Genomic DNA, 20,537 nt, shown 5'->3' on the forward strand with positions numbered 1-20,537 from the left:
TCATCAAATAGAACGCATCACTGTTGGCTTGGAATTCATCTTCCAGGATGACCAGATCCTTGTTTCGAAATCCGGTGATCGAAGTGACCTGGGCTCCGGCTTGATGAAAGGCTTTGGCCGTTGGCAGTGCAATGGCACAGCCTACGCCACCACCAATGATCGCTACTTTCTTATTTCCATCAATTTCACTTGGTTTGCCCAAAGGACCCACGAAATCATGGATAAAGTCACCTTCTTCTTTCGTGTTTAGAAGCATAGTCATCCCACCCACGATCTGGAAGATGATCGAGACGGCTCCGGTTGCAGGATCGGCATCTTCAATCGTAAACGGAATACGTTCGCTATCTTTGTCAACACGCAAAATGATGAATTGTCCAGCTTTTGCGTGTTTCGCAACAAAAGGTGCTTCCACGACCAATTTGGTAACGGTAGGATTCAACACCTCTTTTTTTAGAATCTTATACATGATCATTTCCTTTCCCATACTTGATCTAAAGAAAAAGCCCCCGTGTATTTTGAAGGACTTTTTCAAAGAGAAGAATATTAATCAATATCTGGCATATGGCTGAGTACATAGTCTTCGGCCTGTTTTGACCAAACACCCTTTGTTTTGGCAAGGATCTGCCCTAATTCACTGGAAGCGGAAACATCCGATAAAGCGGTAAGATCCATCTTTTTATGGGTATAGATTACTTTCTTAGCCCCACCAATTTCCTTTTGATGTTCCGTTGTATAAGCAGCTTGATTCAATCCCAGAACGTGAGTCACGATCATGGATGGGTCTAACGTTCCATCTTCAATCAAACGAACAGCTTTTCGCATATCATCGGCTGTTCCCCCTGAAATTCCCATATAGTGTGTCCGAGAATAATGGATGTCATAAAAATTAATTTCCGCCATAAAGTTTTTATCTTGTGGTCCCGCAAAGAAGTCAATGCACGCATCATCAGCCGCCAATATGGAAGCTTCACTTACCGCGGATTTTCGAGCCGACATCACTAGGATATCATCATAGCCTTGACCATCGACAACTTCTTGAAGCAAGCTTACTTCATCATCTACACCTTTAGTATTCAAATAAGTGACTTCCACCCCATTTTGGCTTGGCAAAAACGATTGTGCTCGATCCAATTTATCCTGATGATGATCGGTGATCACAATGTGTTTGGGTTTCTTTTCACCATGTAGCGCATAATCAATCGCTAACATGCCCATGGGCCCCGTTCCTCCTAAGATCAATAGGTTCCCACCTTTTTTTAAACCCATTTCATGTGTATGTGTACCTAAAGGAATATGATATTGTGAATCAATCGCACCAATTACACACGATAAGGGTTCAACCAATGAACCTGCAAAGAAGGTCTCTCCACGATAAGGAATCAAGCAATCCGCACGCATAACATCATCTGAAATGATGCAATAGGTCGCATCTCCTCCCATATCATGATAGGAATAACCTGGACAACTATAAGGTTTATCTTCCAACAAGAGGTTCGCTTGGATCACAAACTTTTCCCCTTTTTGGTATTTATGTGACCATTTGGCTCCCACATCCATAATGATTCCACAAAATTCATGGCCAATGATGACCGGATTGTTTTTTAAATCATTCGGTGCTTTTTTATGGTCTTCACCTTGATTGACCAGTTTCAAAGTAGACATGCATACGCTATCGGTAATGACTTTTGCCAAGATCTCATTTTCTTGCATCTCTGGCAATTCAAATTCTTCTAAGCGTAAATCATGTTTACCATACAAACGAACGGCAAATGTTTTCATATGATTCTTCCTTCTACGCTAAGATACCCAATCCATAACCGACGATTCCGACAGCAAACAAGGCAAAGATCAATACGATTGGATTGACTTTCTTCTTTAACAATTTCATCATCAAAAAGGTCAATCCTAAAGCCAGTAAACCAGGACACAATTGATCTAAGATATCTTGGACTGTAGTAATGGTTGTTTTCCCATTGGCAACGGTTTTGGATACCACAAGTGGAACATTGATACTGGTCCATTTCGTAACCAAGACCCCCATGACAAACAAGCCTAAAATAGTAGCGCCTTCGGTCAATTTTGGCAATAAGTTACCGGATAAATCATGTACAATATCCAACCCTTTTTCAAAACCATATTTTAAACCATACCATTTCAAAGCCAAACGAACAGCATTGAAAGCAACAAAGAACAAGATGGGACCAGCCACACTGCCATTTACGGCCATGGATGCACCAATAGCTGCCGTGATAGGTCGTAATGTACCCCAGATCAATGGATCACCCACTCCACATAGAGGACCCATTAAGCCAATTTTCAAGGAGTTGATCGTTCCCTCATCAATCGGTTCACCTTCGGCTTTGGCTTCTTCCATAGCCATTGTCACACCGACGACAGGACCACAAACAGCTGGAGTTACATTGAAGAATGTCAAGTTACGTTTTAAAGCTGCCACTTGATCTTCTTTTTTATGATAAACACGCTTGATCGTAGGAATCATATCAACACAGAATGCCAATGCGTGAATACGTTCGTAGTTAAAAGATGCTTGTTGAAAATTTTCAAAAAAGAATGTCTGCATCATATCTTTTTTAGTGATTTGAGTTTGTCTTTTTTCTTCAGCCATGTGTTTTTCCTCCTAATCTTCCAATTCATCGTCTAGTTCATCATCGTTTGCTGAAGCGGTTGCCACTGCAACCGTTTGTTTGGTGAATTTAGGATCCAATTCGACATAAACAATGGCTAAGATCAAACCAATGATACCGAATGACAATAAACTGAAATCTAAATAACCACCACATACAAAACCTAAGAAGAAGAAAGGCATCAAGTATTTGATTTCCATCATGTTCAATACCATCGCATATCCAACTACGACGATCATGCCACCTGCAACACTTAAACCACCGGTTACCACATCAGGAATAGCCGCTAACATATGTTGAACCATGGTTGGGCTAACAGCCGCTGCAACAATGGTCGATGGAATCGCAACACGCAACGCTTGTACAAATAGAGCACTAAAATGTAACGCAATAATTTTATTGAAATTCGCATCTTCAGCGGCTTTATCTGCAGCATGTTGGAAGGCAACCGTAATGGTACGAGCGAAGACAGTCAATACTTGACCAGCTGCAGCAACGGGCAACGCAATCGCTATTCCTTCCTGGATGCCTTGTTGGCCAACAATAACTAAAATAGTCGAGATTACACTGGCTAATGCTGAATCAGGGGATTGAGCGGCTCCAATGTTCATCCAACCTAACGCGATCAATTCCAAAGTTCCTCCAAGAATAATGCCTTTGGTTGGATCACCTAAGATCAAGCCAACAACGGTACATGCAATCAAAGGACGATGCGTCTGGAATTCATCCAATACACTTCCTGCCCCACAGATACATGACCAAATAAAGATTAAAATAATTTGTATTGTACTGATTGTCATATGTTATCCTTTCTATTAAAATCCGGCTTTCTTCATAGCCGCTTCAAAATCTCCTTTTGGATCGGAAGCGACACAACGCAAATCATAAGCTACTCCCAATTCTTTCAATTTCTTGAAAGCTGCAATGTCTTCTGGCGTACAAGAAATTGCTTTGGTGATTTGCGTACGCCCTTCTTTAAACTGCATGCCTCCAATATTGATGGTTTTGATGGGTACGCCTCCTTCCACCATTTCCAAGACCTCTTCGGGATTCGTAAATAGAAAGAAGACCGTATCATCTGCATATTTAGGATTGTTGTAGACACGAATGGCCTTAGGTGCATCCACTACATTGACTTTGATTCCCGGAGGGGCAGCCTGACGCACTAACGTTTTACGAATTTGATCGTTACTGACTTCTTTACTGACAATGATGATTCGTTCGGCACCAGCCTCTTTTGACCAAACCGTTGCCACTTGACCATGGATCAAGCGATCATCAATTCTTGCTAATCGAATCTGCATTATAATTCCTCCTCTTGTTCAATCGCAGATAGTTCGAAGGTTCGAATCGTATCTTTTCCGACGTCTAATATATGAGCAACTATGGCATCTGCATTGGCATTTTCACGCATGGTGGCTATTTCCAAAACAATTGGTAAGGACATCCCCGATAAGATTCGAATTTCTTTATCACTATGTTTCATCGCATAGGCACAACTGGCATTGTAGGGTGTACCTGAGAAAATATCGGTTAGGATCAACACCGAATCGGCATTGATCGTCGCAACCGTTTCCCCTAATTTTTCAACCACAGTATCCAAACCCTCACCGACTAAGAATTCAATGGGATGAAAATCTGGTAATTCTCCAAAGATCATTTCACCCGAAGCTTTCATAGCTGTAGCCAACTTGCCATGGGCCAACAAAATTACATCGGTCATGGTCTAACCTCGACTTTTTCCACCAGAAATATTGTATGTTGTTCCCGTAATATAACTTGCTTCATCGGAAACTAAGAATGTAACCAAATTACCGACTTCATCTAATTTGCCATCGCGGCCCAATGGGACTTGTTTGCTATAATCGGTGGATAACTCTTCTGGTTTAACACCACGTGTATACGCTAAGGCTTCATTGTAAGCAGGCGTACGAAGTCCCGTTGCTTCCATGATGCCAGGAGCTACCGCTACAACACGCACATTGTATTTTCCTAATTCTTTAGCCCAAGAACGAGTAAAACTATCACAGGCCCCTTTGGTAGCAGAATAAGCACTTTGTCCTTGACTTCCTTCTTTACCCGATTCACTGGACATATTCACAATGACACCCTGTTTTTGCGGAATCAATTGACGAGCAACTGCTTGAGCGCAAAGGAACAAGCCTTTCACATTGACCGCAAACATTTGATCCAATGTCTTTAAATCCAACTCATATTCTGGATGTTCACCCTTTACATCGACCAATAATCTTGGCTTGTTGATACCAGCATTATTGACCAAGCCATCTACTTTGCCATAGGTATCCACAACAGTTTGAACCATGGCTTGTACACTATTCGGATCCGTAACGTTGCATTGCACACACAAGGCACCCTCTTGCTGATCTTCGGTTGTGACATTTAGATCCGCTACGACCGGTCGTGCATTGGCTTCCATTAGTTTTTGGACAACATGTTTTCCAATACCTGAAGCACCGCCCGTTACAATAATGACTTTCTTGTTTAAATCAAAACTCATAACTCCACGCTCCTTCACAATTGTGATTTATTATAATCACAATTTTTAACAACACCATAGTAACCGCTTCCACAAGGAAAGTCAACAAAAAATATCACATTTTTGATTTTCTAATCTCACATTTGTTATAGAACGCATAAAAAAAAAAGAATGAAGATCAATCTTCATTCAATAATTCTCGGGCCGTATCTTGTGTTGTGACCAATACATTGACATAACCACCTCGTATCGCGCCAATAATAGCTGGCACCTTATCTCGACTTTCGGCAATTCCAATTTTGTATCTTACCCGTTTTAGATCCGTCGTATCAATGCCAATGATTCGTGAATCCAATTCACTTTCGATATGGTGCCCTTGTGCATCATAGAACCGGGAGACCACATCACCCACAACCTTATTTTCTGTCACAAACTGGAACACATCCTGCCCATAGAAATCTTTCCATCGATCACTTTCTTTCATGGTGGGTGAGCCAATTCCCAAAACCGCAATATTCAAATTGCGCCAATAATGGATCAACGATTGATTAAAACTATTATCCAACAATGCTTTTTTCAGTTCCAACGTTTCAGGAATAGCTGGTGCATCAATCAACAAAGCTTTTCCATGCAACGCCAGAGAGGCTTGATACGTGATCGTATTGACATGATATTTGCTGACCACACGTCCTGAAGGACCACCAACGATAGGCACACATGTAATGTTCCGTTTTTCAATACCCGATATGGATTGAGCAAATGCTGCCATGGCCGATCCCCAAGAAAAGCCAATGATCATATCATCCTCTACAATTTCTTTTAAATACGAATTCGCTGCTTTTCCCAAATCCATCAATACCTTTTCATCATTCACATTTCCCGAAGTAGTCACCACAATAGCTTTATCCAAACCAAATTTATTGACCAATTCTTCTTCATACGAATACGTTCCTGCTTGAAAAGGATCAATAGTAATTTTCACGATACCTTTTTCACGACTCAATTTCAATAAACGTGAAATCGTTGATCGATGAATTTGTAAAGCCCGAGAAATTTCGCTTTGTGTCTTGTTTTCGAGATAATACATCTCCGCTATTTTCACTAATTGTTTTTGTTCATCTTTTGTCATTGATCGACTCCCGTAATATCATAAGCCATGGAATGTTGTTTTTTCAAACACAAAGACACTAAATTGAACCAAGAAATACAAGCATCCAAAATAATCGAATCCGAAGTGACCACATTGGCTTTTTCATAAAGAATCAAGTCAACATGTTGAACAATTTGCACATCCACCAAAGGATCCACTTCATGAATCTTTGATTTGAGTCGTCCTGAATTAGAAACCGGTGCATCTAAAAGGATATGGATGGTTCCAGGATGATAGGCATATACCATTTCTAACAATAAAGCAACGGCTTGTTTGGTTTGTGGAATGATTCGATAGTTGCCACGCAAAGAGGCTAAATCCCGAACAACTCCATCCATTCCCAAAAATAGAGGGGAATGGTTTAATAATACTTCTAAAGTAATGATTTGATTGAAACCATCGATCCAAACATCTTGTGCTTGAAAATCAAAAATTTCTTTCCTTTTTCTTTCTGCCAATTGTTTTTGCGTTGCCACACTACGCACAATTGCCAAACGCTGTCTTTCTGGCAAACAATAATGATTGCCCACAAAAGTAGATGCTTGCTTCCGATCATAGCCTGCATTGATCAAATAACAGACATCTTGCATAGCCTTAGACAATATAGACATCGCATCATCACAAAAGTTTTTTTCATCTTCGACTACAAACCCTCTTCTAGCTTGCATGTTCATTCTCCCATGCTTGGATATAGGAAATGCGCTGATACATGCCGGGATGATCATAATAGAAACGTTCAACGATGGGATGAGGGTTGACATCGATCAATTCATCACTCGATAGTTGCGTAAAGGTATCGATCAAAGCTTGTCCATATCCATGATCCACTGCATTTTTATCCGCTTCTTTTTCTTCTTTACAAGAGACAAAATTATGATAGAGCCCAGTCACAAAGGATACAGGAACAAAAACATAGGAAAAGACCATCAACGATAAAACATAATTGGTATGATCCAAACCAAAAGATCGATTGATCAGTGCATTCAGATCGACGATATATTGTGCATGCGGTATCAACCAGACAAAGAACAAAAAGACCAAGACTAAAAATGCATAATGCATATAGTTCCAAATATTTTTCTTATGTTTCAAATGACCAATCTCATGCAACAATACTGCTAATAATTCATCTTCACTATTTTCATTGATAAAATTATCCGCAATTCCAAATTCACGGATCCATAAAAACTTCAATAAGAATGCATTTTTATCATTAGATTTCTTGGATTCATCATAAATCTTGATATGACGTACTTTTTTCTTGGCTTCGGATGCATACGCTTCAATTTGAGAGCGCAACTCACCATCTTCCATTTCGGTAAAGGTATATTTCTTTCGCATCACCAACAAAGACAAGAAAGACATGGTGATCATCAAGATCAAATAAATGGCAACGATGATCAAACCAAAAAGAAAAGATTGCGAATACGATATCGAAAAATTGGATGTCCATCTTGAAAGATGTGTACACAAATAAATGAATAAACCACCTACCACCAGTGTCACGAAGGTTTCAAAGCCAAAATCCAAGATATGATCTTTGATCCATGATTTTCTGGATTGTTTATTTAAGCCATACTTTTCATCGATATGAAAGGTTTCATGATATTCGACCGGAAGATCGATCAATTCTTGAATCAGCTCCATCACAAGATAGGTCAAAAAAGCACACACATATGGATTGGTCCCATCAAACCAAGTAAAGAAAGGGGACAAAATAAAGAAGATATTCAAAGCTAAGGTTCCCAATCGTACCCAAAAAGACATTTTGGCATATTCTTTCTTATAGGATAGAAACTGGGCATAACGAGTGGGTGTATAAATATCAGAAACCACTTCGGGCAGTGGTTTATCCCTTTGTTTCCAAGTAAGATAAGATATCCATCTTTGCCAACCAAACGCAATGACTAAAAACACGATCAATATCATTTTCAACAACATATATAAATCTCCATTTTTCTAGGATACAACAGCACATGCAAGCATTAATTCTTTGTTCATTTTATATAGATACTTATACATCAAAAATAAACATATAGATGTTTTTCAAAAAATAATGTTTGATTAACGCAAAAAAATGTATTAACATGTAGAATTGTAATTGATGGCATATGGCTGCAACAAGCAGCCCAATTACAAAATGGATTTGTTCACAAATCATGAACAGATCCTTTTTATATATCCTTCCTCGTATGAAGATACTGGATATACTCATTTCCCCATTCTTCTAACACCGACAACACTTCTTTGAACTTGATCCCGATCTCACTTAAACTATATTCCACTTTTGGTGGAATTTGTTGATATTCTTTTCGGACGATCAATCCCTCTCTTTCGAGTACCTTTAATTGCCGCGATAATGTTGTATGCGTCATTTCTTCCGGCATTCGTCGTTGCAACTCATTAAATCGTACGGGACCGTCGGAAAGCAAATACATGATGTAGATGGACCACTTCCCCGTCAAGACCTTTTGGGCCGTTACATAAGGACATATGCCAAATAATTCTGGTTTTTCCATATACACGTTCCTTTCTGATACTAGTATCAATAAATATCGTACTTGTTATTTTGATTCCTGTCTTTATAATTATACCCATAAACAGTAAAAACGAACAGGAGTTTTCATAATGAACAAAATCACTGAATATTTAAAATCTTGTGGCACTTTCTATCTTGCCACAGAAGAAAATGGTCAACCTCATGTACGTCCTTTTGGTGCTGTTTGTGAATTTGAAGGAAAACTATATATTGTCACAAACAACCAAAAGAAGGTATACCAACAAATGAAAGCCAATGGCAAGGTGGAAATTTGCGGCATGTACAAAGGCACTTGGATTCGAGTAGAAGGTGAAGTTAAAGAAGATACACGTAAAGAAGCTCGCGTGGCAATGATGAATGATAACACAGCTTCACTAAGCAGCATGTATACGGTAGATGACAACTTAATGACTGTCTTTTACTTTGAACATGCAACCGCAACCATCTATTCTTTTCATGCCGACCCCGAAGTCATCAAACTTTAAAAAGGATACCTTGAAAGTTAAAAGAGCTCTGCATTTTAAGCAGAGTTCTTTTTGTATGATCCCACGATGAAAGAAAACACCCAGAAATACAAATATTTCCGGGTATGTTTGATTTAATACAGTTTTGCTCCAGCTGGAATATGATCATCTATGATCAATAGATGTAACTTTTCTTCACCTGCTTCTTTATGGATGGCACTGAGTAACATACCACAAGAATCAATACCCATCATCGCACGAGGGGGAAGGTTCGTAATGGCAATGAGTGTCTTACCAACAAGTTCTTCTGGCTCATAATAAGCATGAATACCACTTAAGATCGTTCGATCGGTACCGGTTCCGTCATCCAAGGTGAACTGCAACAATTTCTTTGACTTTGGCACGGCAATACATTCTTTGACCTTAACGGCTCTAAAATCACTCTTACTGAATGTTTCGAAATCAACGAAATCTTTGAATAAAGGTTCAACTTCTACCTTTGAGAAATCAATCTTTTCTTCAGGTGCAGGCGTATTGGCACGCTTGGCCGCCTTGGAATCTCCCACCAATTTCATATGAGGGAATAACAAAACTTCGCGAATGGTTCTTTGGTCGGTCAGCAACATCACAAAACGATCAATTCCTAAACCAACACCACCTGTTGGTGGCATACCATACTCCAAAGCTTCTACATAATCAGTATCCACTTCATTGGCTTCATCGTCACCTAGATCACGAAGTTCCAATTGTTTTTCAAAACGTTCTTTTTGATCGATTGGATCGTTCAATTCCGAGAAAGCATTGGCATATTCATGCCCACAAATGAACAATTCATAACGATCCGTAAAACGAGGATCATCTGCATTCTTTTTAGCCAATGGACTGATCTCAATTGGATATTCATAGACAAACGTTGGTTGTTCAATGGTTTCTTCACAATATTTTTCAAAGAATAAGGAAATGATATGTCCAACGGAATTGTGTTTCTGTTCCAATTCAATACCATGTTCAACCGCCAATTGCTTCGCCGCTTCAAATGACATCTCTTGTTTAAAATCAATACCCGTCTTTTCTTTTACGGCATCACACATCGTGATTCGTTTGAATGGCTGGCTAAGATCCAATTGTGTTCCTTGATAGGTGATCACATTGGTACCTAATACTTTTTCAGAGACAAAACGGAACATGCCTTCAATTAGATCCATCATGCCATGTAAATCACTATACGCGACATAAGCTTCAACCGTTGTGAATTCCGGATTATGGGTGGCATCCATTCCTTCATTTCGGAACAAACGACCAATTTCATACACACCTTCCAAACCACCAACGATCAAGCGTTTTAATGGCAATTCTGTGGCAATTCGTAAATAGAAATCCATGTTCAAAGCATTGTGATGGGTCACAAATGGACGAGCAGCTGCTCCACCTAGAATTGGTTGTAGAACCGGTGTTTCCACTTCCATCAAGCCTTGATCATCCAAATATTCTTGGATTGCTCGAATGATTCTTGGTCTTGTGAGCGCAATTTTCTTTGCTTCTGGATTCATGATCAAATCCACATAACGACGACGATATCGCTCTTCTGTATCTTGCAAGCCATGGAATTTTTCTGGCAAAGGACGCAAAGACTTCGATAAATGCGTGTATTCCTTGGCACGTACCGACAATTGGCCATGATCGGTCTTCATGACGGTACCTTCAATGCCAACAATATCTCCAATATCGTTTTTCTTAAAGATTTCATACATTTCATCGCCCAATTCATCTTTACGAACATAGATCTGGATATCTCCGGTCACATCTTGGATATTCATAAATCCGGCTTTTCCTTGACGACGTTTGCGCATGATACGACCAGCAATCGTTACATGTACATCTAATTTTTCTAGTTCTTCCTTGGTATATCGATCATATTCTTCACTAATTTGACCACAACGGGCATCACGATCAAAACGACGACCAAATGGATCAATGCCCATATCGATCAAATCTTGCATCTTTTGACGACGCACTTGTTCTTGTTGCGTAAGTTTCTGTTTCATGTCTTCTCCTTTTCACTCATAAAAAAAGAACATCTCATCCAAGGGACGAAATGTTCGTGTTACCACCCTATTTTGTCTAGAAATCACTTTCTAAACCTCTGCCACTGTCACTAAACAGTGCTTCCTTTAATGCAGGAACAACAAGCAGCTCCAAGGTTTTATTCCCCATCATCCTGTCCTCTTTTCCACCAGCCAAGAGTTCTCTAGACCATTCTTGATAGGTACTCGTCCTTTTCATAGCCTTATGGGTATCGTACAAAACCAAATCCACTTTGTCAATCAGAGATTGCGTTTTCTAATTCCGAAAGTGAAATAGGTCCTTCTCGTAATATAGCTAACTGCTCTTTTGTACAATCCACGATCGTACTTGCCATACCTTGCTGACATTGTCCTTGTACAATTCCATCGATATTGGGTAGATTTTCTTTGGCCTGATCAAAAGTAATCGCTGCAGGATGCCCTGAAATATTCGCACTACTAACCAATAATGGTTTATTCAATCGCTGGATCACATTTAAAATAAACGGTGCATCCGGTATACGAACAGCGACGGTATCCTTCCCATTCGTATATTCTTTGGCAACACCTTCTTTTAAAGGCAGGATCAAAGTCAATGGTCCCGGTAAAAAAGCATCAATGAGCTTTTCTGTACGCGCATCCACTTGCGCAATTTGTTGCATTTGCGAAACCGTAGCGACCATCATTGGAATGGGCTTGGTTTCTGGTCGATGTTTGGCATGTTTTAATCGTGAAAGATCTTCTAAACTTCCATAAATAACACCTACACCATAAACCGTATCGGTTGGAATCGCTAAAACATCATGGGCCAAAAAGGCATCGGCCACCTTTTGTGCATCGAATTGTGTATATATCTTCATACTGTAAACCTCTTTTTATCTATGATAAAATAAAGACATGTTTGATACAACTATTGCTGCGATATCGACGGCACTGGCACCGGGCGCCATCTCGATCGTCCGCGTTTCCGGTGAAGATGCGATATCCATCGTTCAATCTATTTTTAATAAAGACATCACAAAGGCCAAATCCTATACCATGCATTATGGTTACATCATTGATGAAAATAAACAACCCGTCGATGAAGTCTTGGTTTCTATTTTTCGAGCACCCAAAACATATACACGCGAAGACATTGTCGAAATCAATTGCCATGGCGGTGTTTTCATCACTCGTAAAATATTGACCATGGTCTTAAGTCATGGCGCGCAAATGGCAAAACCAGGAGAATTTACCCAACGTGCTTTTTACCATGGCCGCATTGATCTATCACAAGCCGAAGCGGTTGAAGATATGATCGAAGCCACCAATGATACCGCCTCCAACATGGCCATCCAAGGCATTCGTGGCAGTATCGCGGAATTGATCAAACCATTGATTGAAGATTTATTAAATATCATTGCTCAAATTGAAGTGAATATTGATTATCCGGAATATGAAGATGTCGCCCAATTAACCACCGAAGAATTATTGCCCATGACCAAGACATGGCTTGAAAAAATCGATGCGATCCTTGCCCGTGCTCAAAGTGGTCAATTAGCGAAAAAAGGAATCGATACGATCTTAGTGGGTAAGCCTAATGTAGGTAAAAGCTCATTATTAAATGCCTTATTGGAAGAAGATAAAGCCATTGTGACCGATATTGCCGGAACCACCCGTGATTTAGTGGAAGGCCAAATTCATATTGGATCCGCACAATTTAATTTGATCGATACCGCTGGTTTGCATGCCTCGACAGATCAAATTGAACAAATTGGTATTCAAAAAACCCAAGAAAAATTGAAACAAGCACAACTAGTAATCGTCGTATTGGATGGTTCCAAACCATTGGATGCGGAAGATCAAAAATTATTAGACCAAACAAAAGAAAAGACACGCCTCATTGTCTACAATAAAAAAGACAAGTTGGAAACACATAGTGAGGGTATTTGGATCTCGGCTCAAAATCATGAAATTGATTCCTTATTGGATGCCATGAAACAATTATTTGAAACCAATGTTGTCAATGAACATCCCTTATTATCGAGTGAACGCCAAATCGGTCTGATCCAACAAGCCAAACAAGATATGTTGCATGCCAAAGCAGCCATGGAAATGGGCGTGGAACCCGATTTGGTTGAAATCGATATTCAATCCGCCCATGATCATCTAAAAGAAATCTTTGGAGAAGTCCATCGGGAAGACCTTATCGATACACTATTTTCTAAATTCTGTTTAGGTAAATAAAAAAAGTTCTCGTTGTTGAGAACTTTTTTAGTGCTCTTTCCAAAAATCAACGGGTTCATAATCTTGTAGAGGCGCTAAGAAACCGGCATGATCTAATTCTGTTTGAATCAAATCTAAGGTCTTTTGATCTTCAGCAGATATCGTATGATAATGATAACCAGCCGTCACATTCAATAATAATGTCGAATTTCCCAATTCAATTTCTCGTAAATACCGATCCACATCACGTCGTGATTTAATATTCAACGGTGCCTTCAATACACCATAGACACGATGATACACAAACACATCTTCAATTTTGCCACCCAGATCAACGATTAGATTCATCTCATCGCGAGCTTGTTCATTGGTGTGATGCACCTTAAATACACGAGTCGTATCATTTTCAGCCAAGAGAAGATACCCCTTATTCGTTGATAAGATCTGCCTATTTTCAGCTCGTAATAACGCAATATCCTGGACGACAACTTGACGAGAAACATGAAGTTGTTTAGCCAATAAAGTACCAGAGTATGGCTGTTCTTGTTTCGATAAAATGTGAATAATTTCTTCTCTTCGTTGTTTTCCCGTCATTTTATACCTCCTACAATGCGTGCAAATGTTTTAGTGATACATCCAAGATGGGAGATGAATGCGTTAAAGCGCCACTTGAAATATAATCAACCGCAAGATCTTTGATCCGATCGATATTTTCTTTGGTCACATTTCCCGAAATCTCGATCTTCGCTTTTTTGTCAATCAACTCGATTGCTTGCACCATCGTATCATGATCCATATTATCTAACATGATGATATCTGCTCCAGCTGATACCGCTTCTTTGACCATGTCTAAATTTTCTACTTCGACTTCAATTTTGCGGACAAATGGCGCATAAGCCCTTGCCATTTGAATGGCTTGTGAAACACCACCAGCCGCATCGATATGATTATCCTTCAACATCACACCATCAGATAAATTATACCGATGATTATGACCACCGCCAACTTTAACCGCATATTTTTCAAAAATGCGCATATTTGGTGTTGTCTTTCGTGTATCCAACAGTTGAATGGACGTTCCCTCTAATAACTTTGCCATCTGATGTGTATACGTCGCGATTCCACTCATTCGTTGTAAAAAATTCAAAGCCGTTCTCTCTCCAGATAATAAAACGCGAATATCACCCGTTACATGAGCGAGTACTTGTTGATCATGAATCGCATCGCCATCCTTTGCCATCCATTCGATTTTCATGGTTGGATCGAGAAGGGTAAACACACGCTCGAAAACTTGAGCCCCACAAAGAATGCCATCTTCTTTCGCAATCAAGTCAACTTGGCCTTGTTTGGATGTGGGCATGACACAATTGGTCGATACATCTTCACTATTGATATCTTCTTCAAGAGCACTTTGGATCAAAGGATCCACGTGCAAACGCATTGTGATTGGATCAAACATAATTACCTCCTACACCATGACTTCAGCCTGTACCATATGACGATAGGTTTGTTTCAATGACGCCATATTCGTATAATCTGCTTCTTGGATATGTGCAAAAACCATTGGATTATGCAACATTTCATATGCCGATGCGATTTCTTTGGCAGCTCGTTTCGCAAAAACCAAGGATTCCAATAACGAGTTCGATGCCAAACGATTCTTTCCATGTACCCCGTTACATGCGGTTTCACCAATCGCATACAAATGATCCATCGAAGTCTTGGATTGTTTATTGACTTTGATACCACCCATAAAATAATGTTGAGCCGGTACAACTGGAATTGGTTCTTTTTCCGGATCATATCCCATTTCTAAACAATGTTGTACGATATGTGGAAAATGACTCATCAATTGTTCATGACCAATGGGACGTAGATCTTCCCATACATGATTGGTTCCATCTTTTTTCATTTGTTCACGAATTTTTTCGGTTAAAAGATCGCGTGGTAATAATTCATTCGTGAATCGTTGCATATTCTTATCATAAAGAAGAGCCCCTTCACCACGCACACTTTCACTGATCAAGAAGGAACGATCCTTCTCATTGGGTGAATAAAAAGTGGTCGGATGAATTTGTACATAATTGATATTCTTTAACGTAATATGATGTCGAATGGCTACCGCAATGCCATCTCCAGTCAAATGACGGAAATTGGTGGAATGACGATAAACACCACCCACACCACCAGTCGCCAATAAGACATAGTCACACGATACCGTTTCAATGGTACCATCGGCTTTTCGCATGATGATACCATAACAAGTATTGTTTGCTTCGACGATATCTAACATGGTCGTATATTCCAACAAGGTCACATTAGGTAATGCACGCACTTTTTCAAGCAAATGCTTCGTGATTTCTTTGCCTGTCTCATCTTCATGGAATAGGATTCGCGCATGGGAATGAGCCCCTTCTCGGGTATAGTCTAATTTTCCATCCTTATCTTTATGAAAATCAGTGCCGTATTTGATCAAATCATGAATCACATCTTGGCTCGAACGAATCATGATCTCCACACTTTCTGGATCATTTTCATAATGGCCAGCTTTCATCGTATCTTTAAAATACGATTGATAATCTGCTTCATTTTTCAATATGCAGATGCCACCCTGTGCTAAGAACGAATCACTACTTTCTGCATCAGATTTTGTGATCATAAGAATTTTTTTATTTTTTGGAAGTTGTAACGCCGCATACAATCCGGAACAACCACAACCTACTATACAAATATCTGTTTTCATAAGATATCCTTCTTTCCTGACAGTGAGCATTATATTATTTGTCAAGTCTATTGTCAAGACAATGGACTTGACAGTATTACCATCCCTTTTTATAATGTCATTGTTTGTCAAGGAGAATAAATTATGAACACCAGAGAATTACAAGAGGAAATCAAACGCATCAAGAAAGAAAAAGATATGTTGATATTGGCCCATGCCTATCAAAGTCAAGATATATTAGAAGTTGCCGATTATATGGGTGATTCCTATGGATTAAGCGTCCAAGCTGCCAAAACCAAACATCAAAACGTCGTCATGTGTGGTGTTCGCTTTATGGCTGAAACCGTAAAGATCTTATCGCCAAATAAGCACGTTTATTTAGCTAATCGCTATACAGGCTGTCCCATGGCCCAACAAATGACCAAAGAAGATGTCTTGATGTTAAAAGAAAAATATCCAGACTATGCCGTAGTTGCTTATATCAATACCACTTCGGAATTAAAAACGGTTGTCGATATGGTCGTGACCTCAAGCAGTGCCGTGCGTATATTAAAAAAGATGCCTCAAAAAGACATCTTGTTTATTCCAGATCCCAATTTAGGTTCCTGGGTTGCCAATCAACTACCTGAAAAAAACATCAAGACCTTCCAGGGTGGTTGTCCAACCCATTGGCGCATCTCCAAAAAAGATGTAGAAAAAGCACGTAAAGAACATCCCGAAGCCGAAATCTTGGTGCATCCTGAATGTAAACCAGAAGTCACGGAATTGGCCGATTATGCAGGAAGTACCACAGGCATCATGAAATACGCCAAAGAAAGTGATAAAAAAGAATTTGTGATTGGTACCGAAAACAGCATCGTCCAACATCTGCAATTTGACTGCCCGGATAAGAAATTCTATTGTTTATCTGTAGAATGTGTTTGTCACAATATGCGTCAAACGACATTGGTCGATGTCTACAATACCATCACCGGTAAAGAACAAGAAGAAATCATCTTGGATGATGAAATCTTACAAGGTGCAAAAACCGCCATTGATCGAATGGTCAAGGCCGGAAAATAATAAAAAAAACACCAGAGAGTCCATGAATAAAGGACTTCTGGTGTTTTAATTCAAAACTTATTCATACCATTCCGTTCGACGAAGATTTAAATACGGACGAGATTGACAAGCTTCTTTGGCTTGATCCAAATCAATATCTACGATCAATAGCTCCTCTTCATAGCCGGCTTTGGCAATCGTATTTCCATCTGGATCACAGACCAGAGATTCACCCGCAAAATCCATTTGATCCTCGGTTCCAGTACGATTACACATCGCAAGAAAACAACAATTTTGGTAAGCTTGTACACGAATTTCTTGTTCAAACAATTCCATTGGTTCTGCTTTGGTGTTCGCCGTTGGAATCAAGATCAACTGGGCGCCTCTTAAGGCTTCGGTACGAATACTTTCCGGATAGTGTCGATCGAAACAAACCACGATCCCGATATCACCAAACACATGAAAGCCATCATTGGATGGGGTGTAATAATCTTGTTCGTAAAACTGATTGGCTTGGGCAATATGCACCATCTTTTGACAACCTATGATCTGACCTTCTTTGTCAATCAAAAAACTGGCATCATATTTTTTATCCTCTTCTCGAAAATAAAAATTTGGACAAGCCATGATTTGATATTGTTTACACAATTCACGAAATTGGGTAAATATCGGATCCTCTTGATCGATTGCTTTGGCATCTTGATGACGATATTGAGCAAAAAAAGGCGACATTTGCACCTCGGGATACACAATCAAATCCGCTTTTGCCTCTCGTAATAAAGACAAGCTCTTTGCTACATTTTCATCCCAATTCTTTGACATCTGCATTTGTGCGAGTGCTATTTTCATACGCTATCCTTTGTCTATTTCTAGACTCCTACATCGCATATCCCATCATAAAATCGGCCCAACCATCTTGATCACAAGGCTTTTTTGTGATGATATCCGCCACGGACTTGGTATCTTGCGAACCATTTTTCATACAAACACCCAAACCACTATATGCTAACATCGAATTATCATTCGATGTATCACCAAAAGCCATGACTTGATAAGCTGGTATTTGTTTCAATTCACAATATTTCTTGAGTGCAAATCCCTTGTTGGTATGCTTATTCGCAAATTCATATAAGGTCGATTGCGTTTTAAAGCCTTCATATCCAGATTGGATCGGATGGGCTTTAAAATACGCTTCTACATCTGCCATTTCACTTTCGGGTACACGGAACATGATTTTCGCATTCTCCGTTCGATACAAATACGAAAGATCATCGACTTTCTTCACCTTTCGATTGGAAGAAGACGCTGAAACCTGAACCATCTCATCTTCTTTGACACAAACAACGACACCTGGTTCATAAATGATGGGATTGCCATGAAACGGTTTCATCAAATCAATGGTTTCTTTGATCCACTCTGGTTTCATCATATAGTAACTATATTCCTGGTTGGTTCGACAATCACGCAAACTTGAACCATTCATCCCAATCATCATATCAACATCAATGCCCCAGTTTTCAATCATAAAGTCAAGATCTTCTAAGGGACGACCACTGGCTAAGCCAAATAGGATTCCTTTGGCACGCAATAATTCAATGATCTTTTTTGCAGGTTTAGACAGCGAAGCATGCGGTACGATCAGCGTATTATCAATATCACAAACAACGAATTTAATGTTTTTCTTCATCTTCCACTTTCTCCTTTGGCATTTCTTGTATCGTCTTTTTATGGAAGGATCGAACGACCATTGACGATAAAAAGACACTGATACATCCAAATATGCCGGCAAACATAAGAATACTATATGTATATTGTTTCAATTGTCCAGTAAACGCAAAAATCGATAAAAGGATCATCAACAAAGAAAATATAAGATCCAATAACCACGCTTTACTCTTTAAGGCATACATCTGCACACTATTTTGGAGAATAAAAATACTCTGGATCAAAGAAAACAACTGCATATATTCTTTGACATTTCTCGTCATATCATTGATACGAATCAATCCAACCAATCCCAATAGGATCAATAAGACCCCTAAGGTAAACCCATAATCCGACATGTGTTGATACGATTTGCTCAGAAAATACGAAACGATCTCATAAATCCCGATGCCCCATAAGACGATACAAAAGACATAACACAAACTACTGAATTGCACATTTTTGGAAAACAACATGGCTGCACCAATGAGGATACTTGCCACCGCTGTGATGGCTTGTAAGATCGCGCCATTATTCTTGAACCGTTTCATTCTCTCCTCCATGGGTATTCAAATACCATTTTACGATAGCTGTGCCAATGATCAACACATAACCAATCAAGCTCATTCGATCCGGCCATTCATGGAAAACCAAAAAGCCCAATATCGCTGCATAGATCACTTGTGAATAATCAAACACCGATATTTCTTTGGCCGGTGCAAATGTATAAGCAGCGGTCACACTAAATTGGCCCAAAGCAGCTGAACAGCCTGCTAAAATCAAACACAATAATTGGATAAATGTCATCGGTTGATAATCCATGAGCATCGGGATCAAACAGACAATCGATGAAAAGGCCGAAAAAACAAAGACAATCAATGGTCCTGGCACATTATGCTTTCCTAATTTACGCACAAAAGTATAGGCCGTTCCTGCACACATGCCACCAATCAATCCCACAATAGCTGGTAATGAGGCCAATCCTGCGGTTGGCTTGACCACAAACATGGCGCCGACAAACGCAACAATGACCGTAAGGATATCCATGGAATTGGGTCTTTCACCCAAAATAAAAATAGACATCAAGACCGCAAAGAAGGGACTCATCTTATTTAAGATATTCGCATCGGGCAATGCCAAACGACTGATTGCCCAGAAATTAAAAATCAAACCGATGGTGCCAAACAACGATCGCAAAAATAACGGCAAATAATCTCTTTTATCGACATGCAACGATCCTTCGTATCGAACCAAAGAAACACTCGCAATCAAGACCGCAACGATATTTCGGAAAAAGGCCTTCTGCATCGTTGGCACATTTCCTGCCAACTTCACAAAAAAGCTCATAAACGCAAAGCCTAAAGCGGCCAATAATATAAATAAAATTCCCTTTACATGATCATTCATACGTAGATTTTAAACCTTTCAACAAAATAAAGAAAGGTGCCCATCCTCCTTACTGAAACGCGCATATTTTGACTTCTTTTGCGCATATGCCCATTATAGC

22 protein-coding genes, 1 pseudogene and 1 other annotated feature are annotated in these 20,537 nt (G+C 39.6%); of the genes and pseudogenes, 3 read left to right on the plus strand and 20 right to left on the minus strand.

Annotation, left to right across the window (positions count from 1 at the left end; all coding sequences use genetic code 11):
• The 11 genes and pseudogenes from MOZ64_RS07210 to MOZ64_RS07260 form a co-directional block, all read right to left on the minus strand.
• Window positions 1–466: pseudogene (locus MOZ64_RS07210) on the minus strand (sulfide/dihydroorotate dehydrogenase-like FAD/NAD-binding protein); the annotation flags it as partial.
• Window positions 467–543: 77 nt separating this feature from the next.
• Complete coding sequence (locus tag MOZ64_RS07215) at window positions 544–1,779, minus strand: zinc-binding dehydrogenase (RefSeq protein WP_320325910.1); 1,236 nt, start codon at window positions 1,777–1,779, stop codon at window positions 544–546.
• A gap of 13 nt (window positions 1,780–1,792) precedes the next feature.
• The gene (locus MOZ64_RS07220) at window positions 1,793–2,626 is read right to left on the minus strand and encodes a PTS system mannose/fructose/sorbose family transporter subunit IID (RefSeq protein WP_320325911.1); all 834 of its coding nucleotides are present in this window, start codon (window positions 2,624–2,626) and stop codon (window positions 1,793–1,795) included.
• A gap of 12 nt (window positions 2,627–2,638) precedes the next feature.
• The gene (locus MOZ64_RS07225) at window positions 2,639–3,445 is read right to left on the minus strand and encodes a PTS mannose/fructose/sorbose transporter subunit IIC (RefSeq protein ID WP_320325912.1); all 807 of its coding nucleotides are present in this window, start codon (window positions 3,443–3,445) and stop codon (window positions 2,639–2,641) included.
• A 15-nt stretch (window positions 3,446–3,460) separates the two neighbouring features.
• A complete protein-coding gene (locus MOZ64_RS07230; RefSeq protein WP_320325913.1) occupies window positions 3,461–3,949 on the minus strand; it encodes a mannose/fructose/sorbose PTS transporter subunit IIB in 489 nt (162 codons plus the stop codon).
• On the minus strand, window positions 3,949–4,368 hold the full coding sequence (locus MOZ64_RS07235) for a PTS sugar transporter subunit IIA (protein WP_320325914.1): 420 nt from the start codon (window positions 4,366–4,368) through the stop codon (window positions 3,949–3,951). The genes MOZ64_RS07230 and MOZ64_RS07235 overlap by 1 nt, the downstream gene beginning before the upstream one ends.
• 3 nt (window positions 4,369–4,371) lie before the next feature.
• A complete protein-coding gene (locus MOZ64_RS07240; protein ID WP_320325915.1) occupies window positions 4,372–5,163 on the minus strand; it encodes an SDR family oxidoreductase in 792 nt (263 codons plus the stop codon).
• Window positions 5,164–5,320: 157 nt separating this feature from the next.
• Window positions 5,321–6,271: a sugar-binding transcriptional regulator gene (locus MOZ64_RS07245; RefSeq protein WP_320325916.1), complete on the minus strand. Its 951-nt coding sequence runs from the start codon at window positions 6,269–6,271 to the stop codon at window positions 5,321–5,323.
• Window positions 6,268–6,960 (minus strand): DUF434 domain-containing protein, encoded by a 693-nt coding sequence (locus MOZ64_RS07250; RefSeq protein ID WP_320325917.1) that lies wholly within the window; start codon window positions 6,958–6,960, stop codon window positions 6,268–6,270. Before MOZ64_RS07250 ends, MOZ64_RS07245 begins: the two co-directional genes overlap by 4 nt.
• The gene (locus MOZ64_RS07255; protein WP_320325918.1) at window positions 6,950–8,233 is read right to left on the minus strand and encodes a M48 family metallopeptidase; all 1,284 of its coding nucleotides are present in this window, start codon (window positions 8,231–8,233) and stop codon (window positions 6,950–6,952) included. Before MOZ64_RS07255 ends, MOZ64_RS07250 begins: the two co-directional genes overlap by 11 nt.
• Before the next feature lie 233 nt (window positions 8,234–8,466).
• A complete protein-coding gene (locus MOZ64_RS07260) occupies window positions 8,467–8,811 on the minus strand; it encodes a winged helix-turn-helix transcriptional regulator (protein WP_320325919.1) in 345 nt (114 codons plus the stop codon).
• A 109-nt stretch (window positions 8,812–8,920) separates the two neighbouring features.
• Here MOZ64_RS07260 and MOZ64_RS07265 point away from each other — a divergent pair, with 109 nt between their 5' ends.
• Window positions 8,921–9,316 (plus strand): pyridoxamine 5'-phosphate oxidase family protein, encoded by a 396-nt coding sequence (locus MOZ64_RS07265; RefSeq protein ID WP_320325920.1) that lies wholly within the window; start codon window positions 8,921–8,923, stop codon window positions 9,314–9,316.
• Window positions 9,317–9,429: 113 nt separating this feature from the next.
• Here MOZ64_RS07265 and lysS read toward each other — a convergent pair whose 3' ends face one another.
• Complete coding sequence (gene lysS / locus MOZ64_RS07270) at window positions 9,430–11,340, minus strand: lysine--tRNA ligase (protein WP_320325921.1); 1,911 nt, start codon at window positions 11,338–11,340, stop codon at window positions 9,430–9,432.
• 38 nt (window positions 11,341–11,378) lie between these two features.
• Window positions 11,379–11,587, minus strand: a binding site (T-box leader).
• Between the two features lie 28 nt (window positions 11,588–11,615).
• Complete coding sequence (locus tag MOZ64_RS07275) at window positions 11,616–12,218, minus strand: L-threonylcarbamoyladenylate synthase (RefSeq protein ID WP_320325922.1); 603 nt, start codon at window positions 12,216–12,218, stop codon at window positions 11,616–11,618.
• 37 nt (window positions 12,219–12,255) lie between these two features.
• Here MOZ64_RS07275 and mnmE point away from each other — a divergent pair, with 37 nt between their 5' ends.
• Window positions 12,256–13,584: a tRNA uridine-5-carboxymethylaminomethyl(34) synthesis GTPase MnmE gene (gene mnmE / locus MOZ64_RS07280; RefSeq protein ID WP_320325923.1), complete on the plus strand. Its 1,329-nt coding sequence runs from the start codon at window positions 12,256–12,258 to the stop codon at window positions 13,582–13,584.
• Window positions 13,585–13,611: 27 nt separating this feature from the next.
• On the opposite strand, the gene MOZ64_RS07285 is transcribed toward mnmE, so the two are convergent.
• From MOZ64_RS07285 to MOZ64_RS07295, 3 genes are read right to left on the minus strand one after another with little or no spacing between them, the layout of a single operon-like run.
• Entirely contained in the window at window positions 13,612–14,157 is a 546-nt protein-coding gene (locus tag MOZ64_RS07285; RefSeq protein WP_320325924.1) for a transcription repressor NadR, read from the minus strand.
• Between the two features lie 10 nt (window positions 14,158–14,167).
• Complete coding sequence (gene nadC, locus MOZ64_RS07290; RefSeq protein WP_320325925.1) at window positions 14,168–15,022, minus strand: carboxylating nicotinate-nucleotide diphosphorylase; 855 nt, start codon at window positions 15,020–15,022, stop codon at window positions 14,168–14,170.
• Window positions 15,023–15,031: 9 nt separating this feature from the next.
• Complete coding sequence (locus tag MOZ64_RS07295) at window positions 15,032–16,306, minus strand: L-aspartate oxidase (protein WP_173446571.1); 1,275 nt, start codon at window positions 16,304–16,306, stop codon at window positions 15,032–15,034.
• A 123-nt stretch (window positions 16,307–16,429) separates the two neighbouring features.
• On the opposite strand from MOZ64_RS07295, the gene nadA reads away from it, so the two are divergent.
• Window positions 16,430–17,347, plus strand: a complete 918-nt coding sequence (gene nadA, locus MOZ64_RS07300) for a quinolinate synthase NadA (RefSeq protein WP_320325926.1) — start codon at window positions 16,430–16,432, stop codon at window positions 17,345–17,347.
• Window positions 17,348–17,404: 57 nt separating this feature from the next.
• Here the strand turns inward: nadA and MOZ64_RS07305 are convergent, their stop codons facing one another.
• From MOZ64_RS07305 to MOZ64_RS07320, 4 genes are read right to left on the minus strand one after another with little or no spacing between them, the layout of a single operon-like run.
• Window positions 17,405–18,175: a carbon-nitrogen hydrolase family protein gene (locus MOZ64_RS07305; protein ID WP_320325927.1), complete on the minus strand. Its 771-nt coding sequence runs from the start codon at window positions 18,173–18,175 to the stop codon at window positions 17,405–17,407.
• Window positions 18,176–18,203: 28 nt separating this feature from the next.
• Complete coding sequence (locus MOZ64_RS07310) at window positions 18,204–19,013, minus strand: Cof-type HAD-IIB family hydrolase (RefSeq protein ID WP_320325928.1); 810 nt, start codon at window positions 19,011–19,013, stop codon at window positions 18,204–18,206.
• Window positions 18,997–19,581 carry a DUF308 domain-containing protein gene (locus tag MOZ64_RS07315; RefSeq protein WP_173446574.1) on the minus strand — a complete coding sequence of 195 codons (585 nt, stop codon included), beginning with the start codon at window positions 19,579–19,581 and terminating at the stop codon, window positions 18,997–18,999. The genes MOZ64_RS07310 and MOZ64_RS07315 overlap by 17 nt, the downstream gene beginning before the upstream one ends.
• Window positions 19,562–20,437, minus strand: a complete 876-nt coding sequence (locus MOZ64_RS07320; protein ID WP_320325929.1) for a DMT family transporter — start codon at window positions 20,435–20,437, stop codon at window positions 19,562–19,564. Before MOZ64_RS07320 ends, MOZ64_RS07315 begins: the two co-directional genes overlap by 20 nt.
• Window positions 20,438–20,537 lie beyond the last annotated feature (100 nt).

The sequence above is a fragment of the Absicoccus intestinalis genome (assembly GCF_033971885.1).
Taxonomy (GTDB): domain Bacteria; phylum Bacillota_I; class Bacilli_A; order Erysipelotrichales; family Erysipelotrichaceae; genus Absicoccus; species Absicoccus intestinalis.

Coding starts and splice junctions, on each gene's coding strand:
- MOZ64_RS07215 (WP_320325910.1), bottom strand. CDS start 1,779: ATGAAAACATTTGCCGTTCGTTTGTATGGTAAACATGATTTACGCTTA.
- MOZ64_RS07220 (WP_320325911.1), bottom strand. CDS start 2,626: ATGGCTGAAGAAAAAAGACAAACTCAAATCACTAAAAAAGATATGATG.
- MOZ64_RS07225 (WP_320325912.1), bottom strand. CDS start 3,445: ATGACAATCAGTACAATACAAATTATTTTAATCTTTATTTGGTCATGT.
- MOZ64_RS07230 (WP_320325913.1), bottom strand. CDS start 3,949: ATGCAGATTCGATTAGCAAGAATTGATGATCGCTTGATCCATGGTCAA.
- MOZ64_RS07235 (WP_320325914.1), bottom strand. CDS start 4,368: ATGACCGATGTAATTTTGTTGGCCCATGGCAAGTTGGCTACAGCTATG.
- MOZ64_RS07240 (WP_320325915.1), bottom strand. CDS start 5,163: ATGAGTTTTGATTTAAACAAGAAAGTCATTATTGTAACGGGCGGTGCT.
- MOZ64_RS07245 (WP_320325916.1), bottom strand. CDS start 6,271: ATGACAAAAGATGAACAAAAACAATTAGTGAAAATAGCGGAGATGTAT.
- MOZ64_RS07250 (WP_320325917.1), bottom strand. CDS start 6,960: ATGCAAGCTAGAAGAGGGTTTGTAGTCGAAGATGAAAAAAACTTTTGT.
- MOZ64_RS07255 (WP_320325918.1), bottom strand. CDS start 8,233: ATGTTGTTGAAAATGATATTGATCGTGTTTTTAGTCATTGCGTTTGGT.
- MOZ64_RS07260 (WP_320325919.1), bottom strand. CDS start 8,811: ATGGAAAAACCAGAATTATTTGGCATATGTCCTTATGTAACGGCCCAA.
- MOZ64_RS07265 (WP_320325920.1), top strand. CDS start 8,921: ATGAACAAAATCACTGAATATTTAAAATCTTGTGGCACTTTCTATCTT.
- lysS (WP_320325921.1), bottom strand. CDS start 11,340: ATGAAACAGAAACTTACGCAACAAGAACAAGTGCGTCGTCAAAAGATG.
- MOZ64_RS07275 (WP_320325922.1), bottom strand. CDS start 12,218: ATGAAGATATATACACAATTCGATGCACAAAAGGTGGCCGATGCCTTT.
- mnmE (WP_320325923.1), top strand. CDS start 12,256: ATGTTTGATACAACTATTGCTGCGATATCGACGGCACTGGCACCGGGC.
- MOZ64_RS07285 (WP_320325924.1), bottom strand. CDS start 14,157: ATGACGGGAAAACAACGAAGAGAAGAAATTATTCACATTTTATCGAAA.
- nadC (WP_320325925.1), bottom strand. CDS start 15,022: ATGTTTGATCCAATCACAATGCGTTTGCACGTGGATCCTTTGATCCAA.
- MOZ64_RS07295 (WP_173446571.1), bottom strand. CDS start 16,306: ATGAAAACAGATATTTGTATAGTAGGTTGTGGTTGTTCCGGATTGTAT.
- nadA (WP_320325926.1), top strand. CDS start 16,430: ATGAACACCAGAGAATTACAAGAGGAAATCAAACGCATCAAGAAAGAA.
- MOZ64_RS07305 (WP_320325927.1), bottom strand. CDS start 18,175: ATGAAAATAGCACTCGCACAAATGCAGATGTCAAAGAATTGGGATGAA.
- MOZ64_RS07310 (WP_320325928.1), bottom strand. CDS start 19,013: ATGAAGAAAAACATTAAATTCGTTGTTTGTGATATTGATAATACGCTG.
- MOZ64_RS07315 (WP_173446574.1), bottom strand. CDS start 19,581: ATGAAACGGTTCAAGAATAATGGCGCGATCTTACAAGCCATCACAGCG.
- MOZ64_RS07320 (WP_320325929.1), bottom strand. CDS start 20,437: ATGAATGATCATGTAAAGGGAATTTTATTTATATTATTGGCCGCTTTA.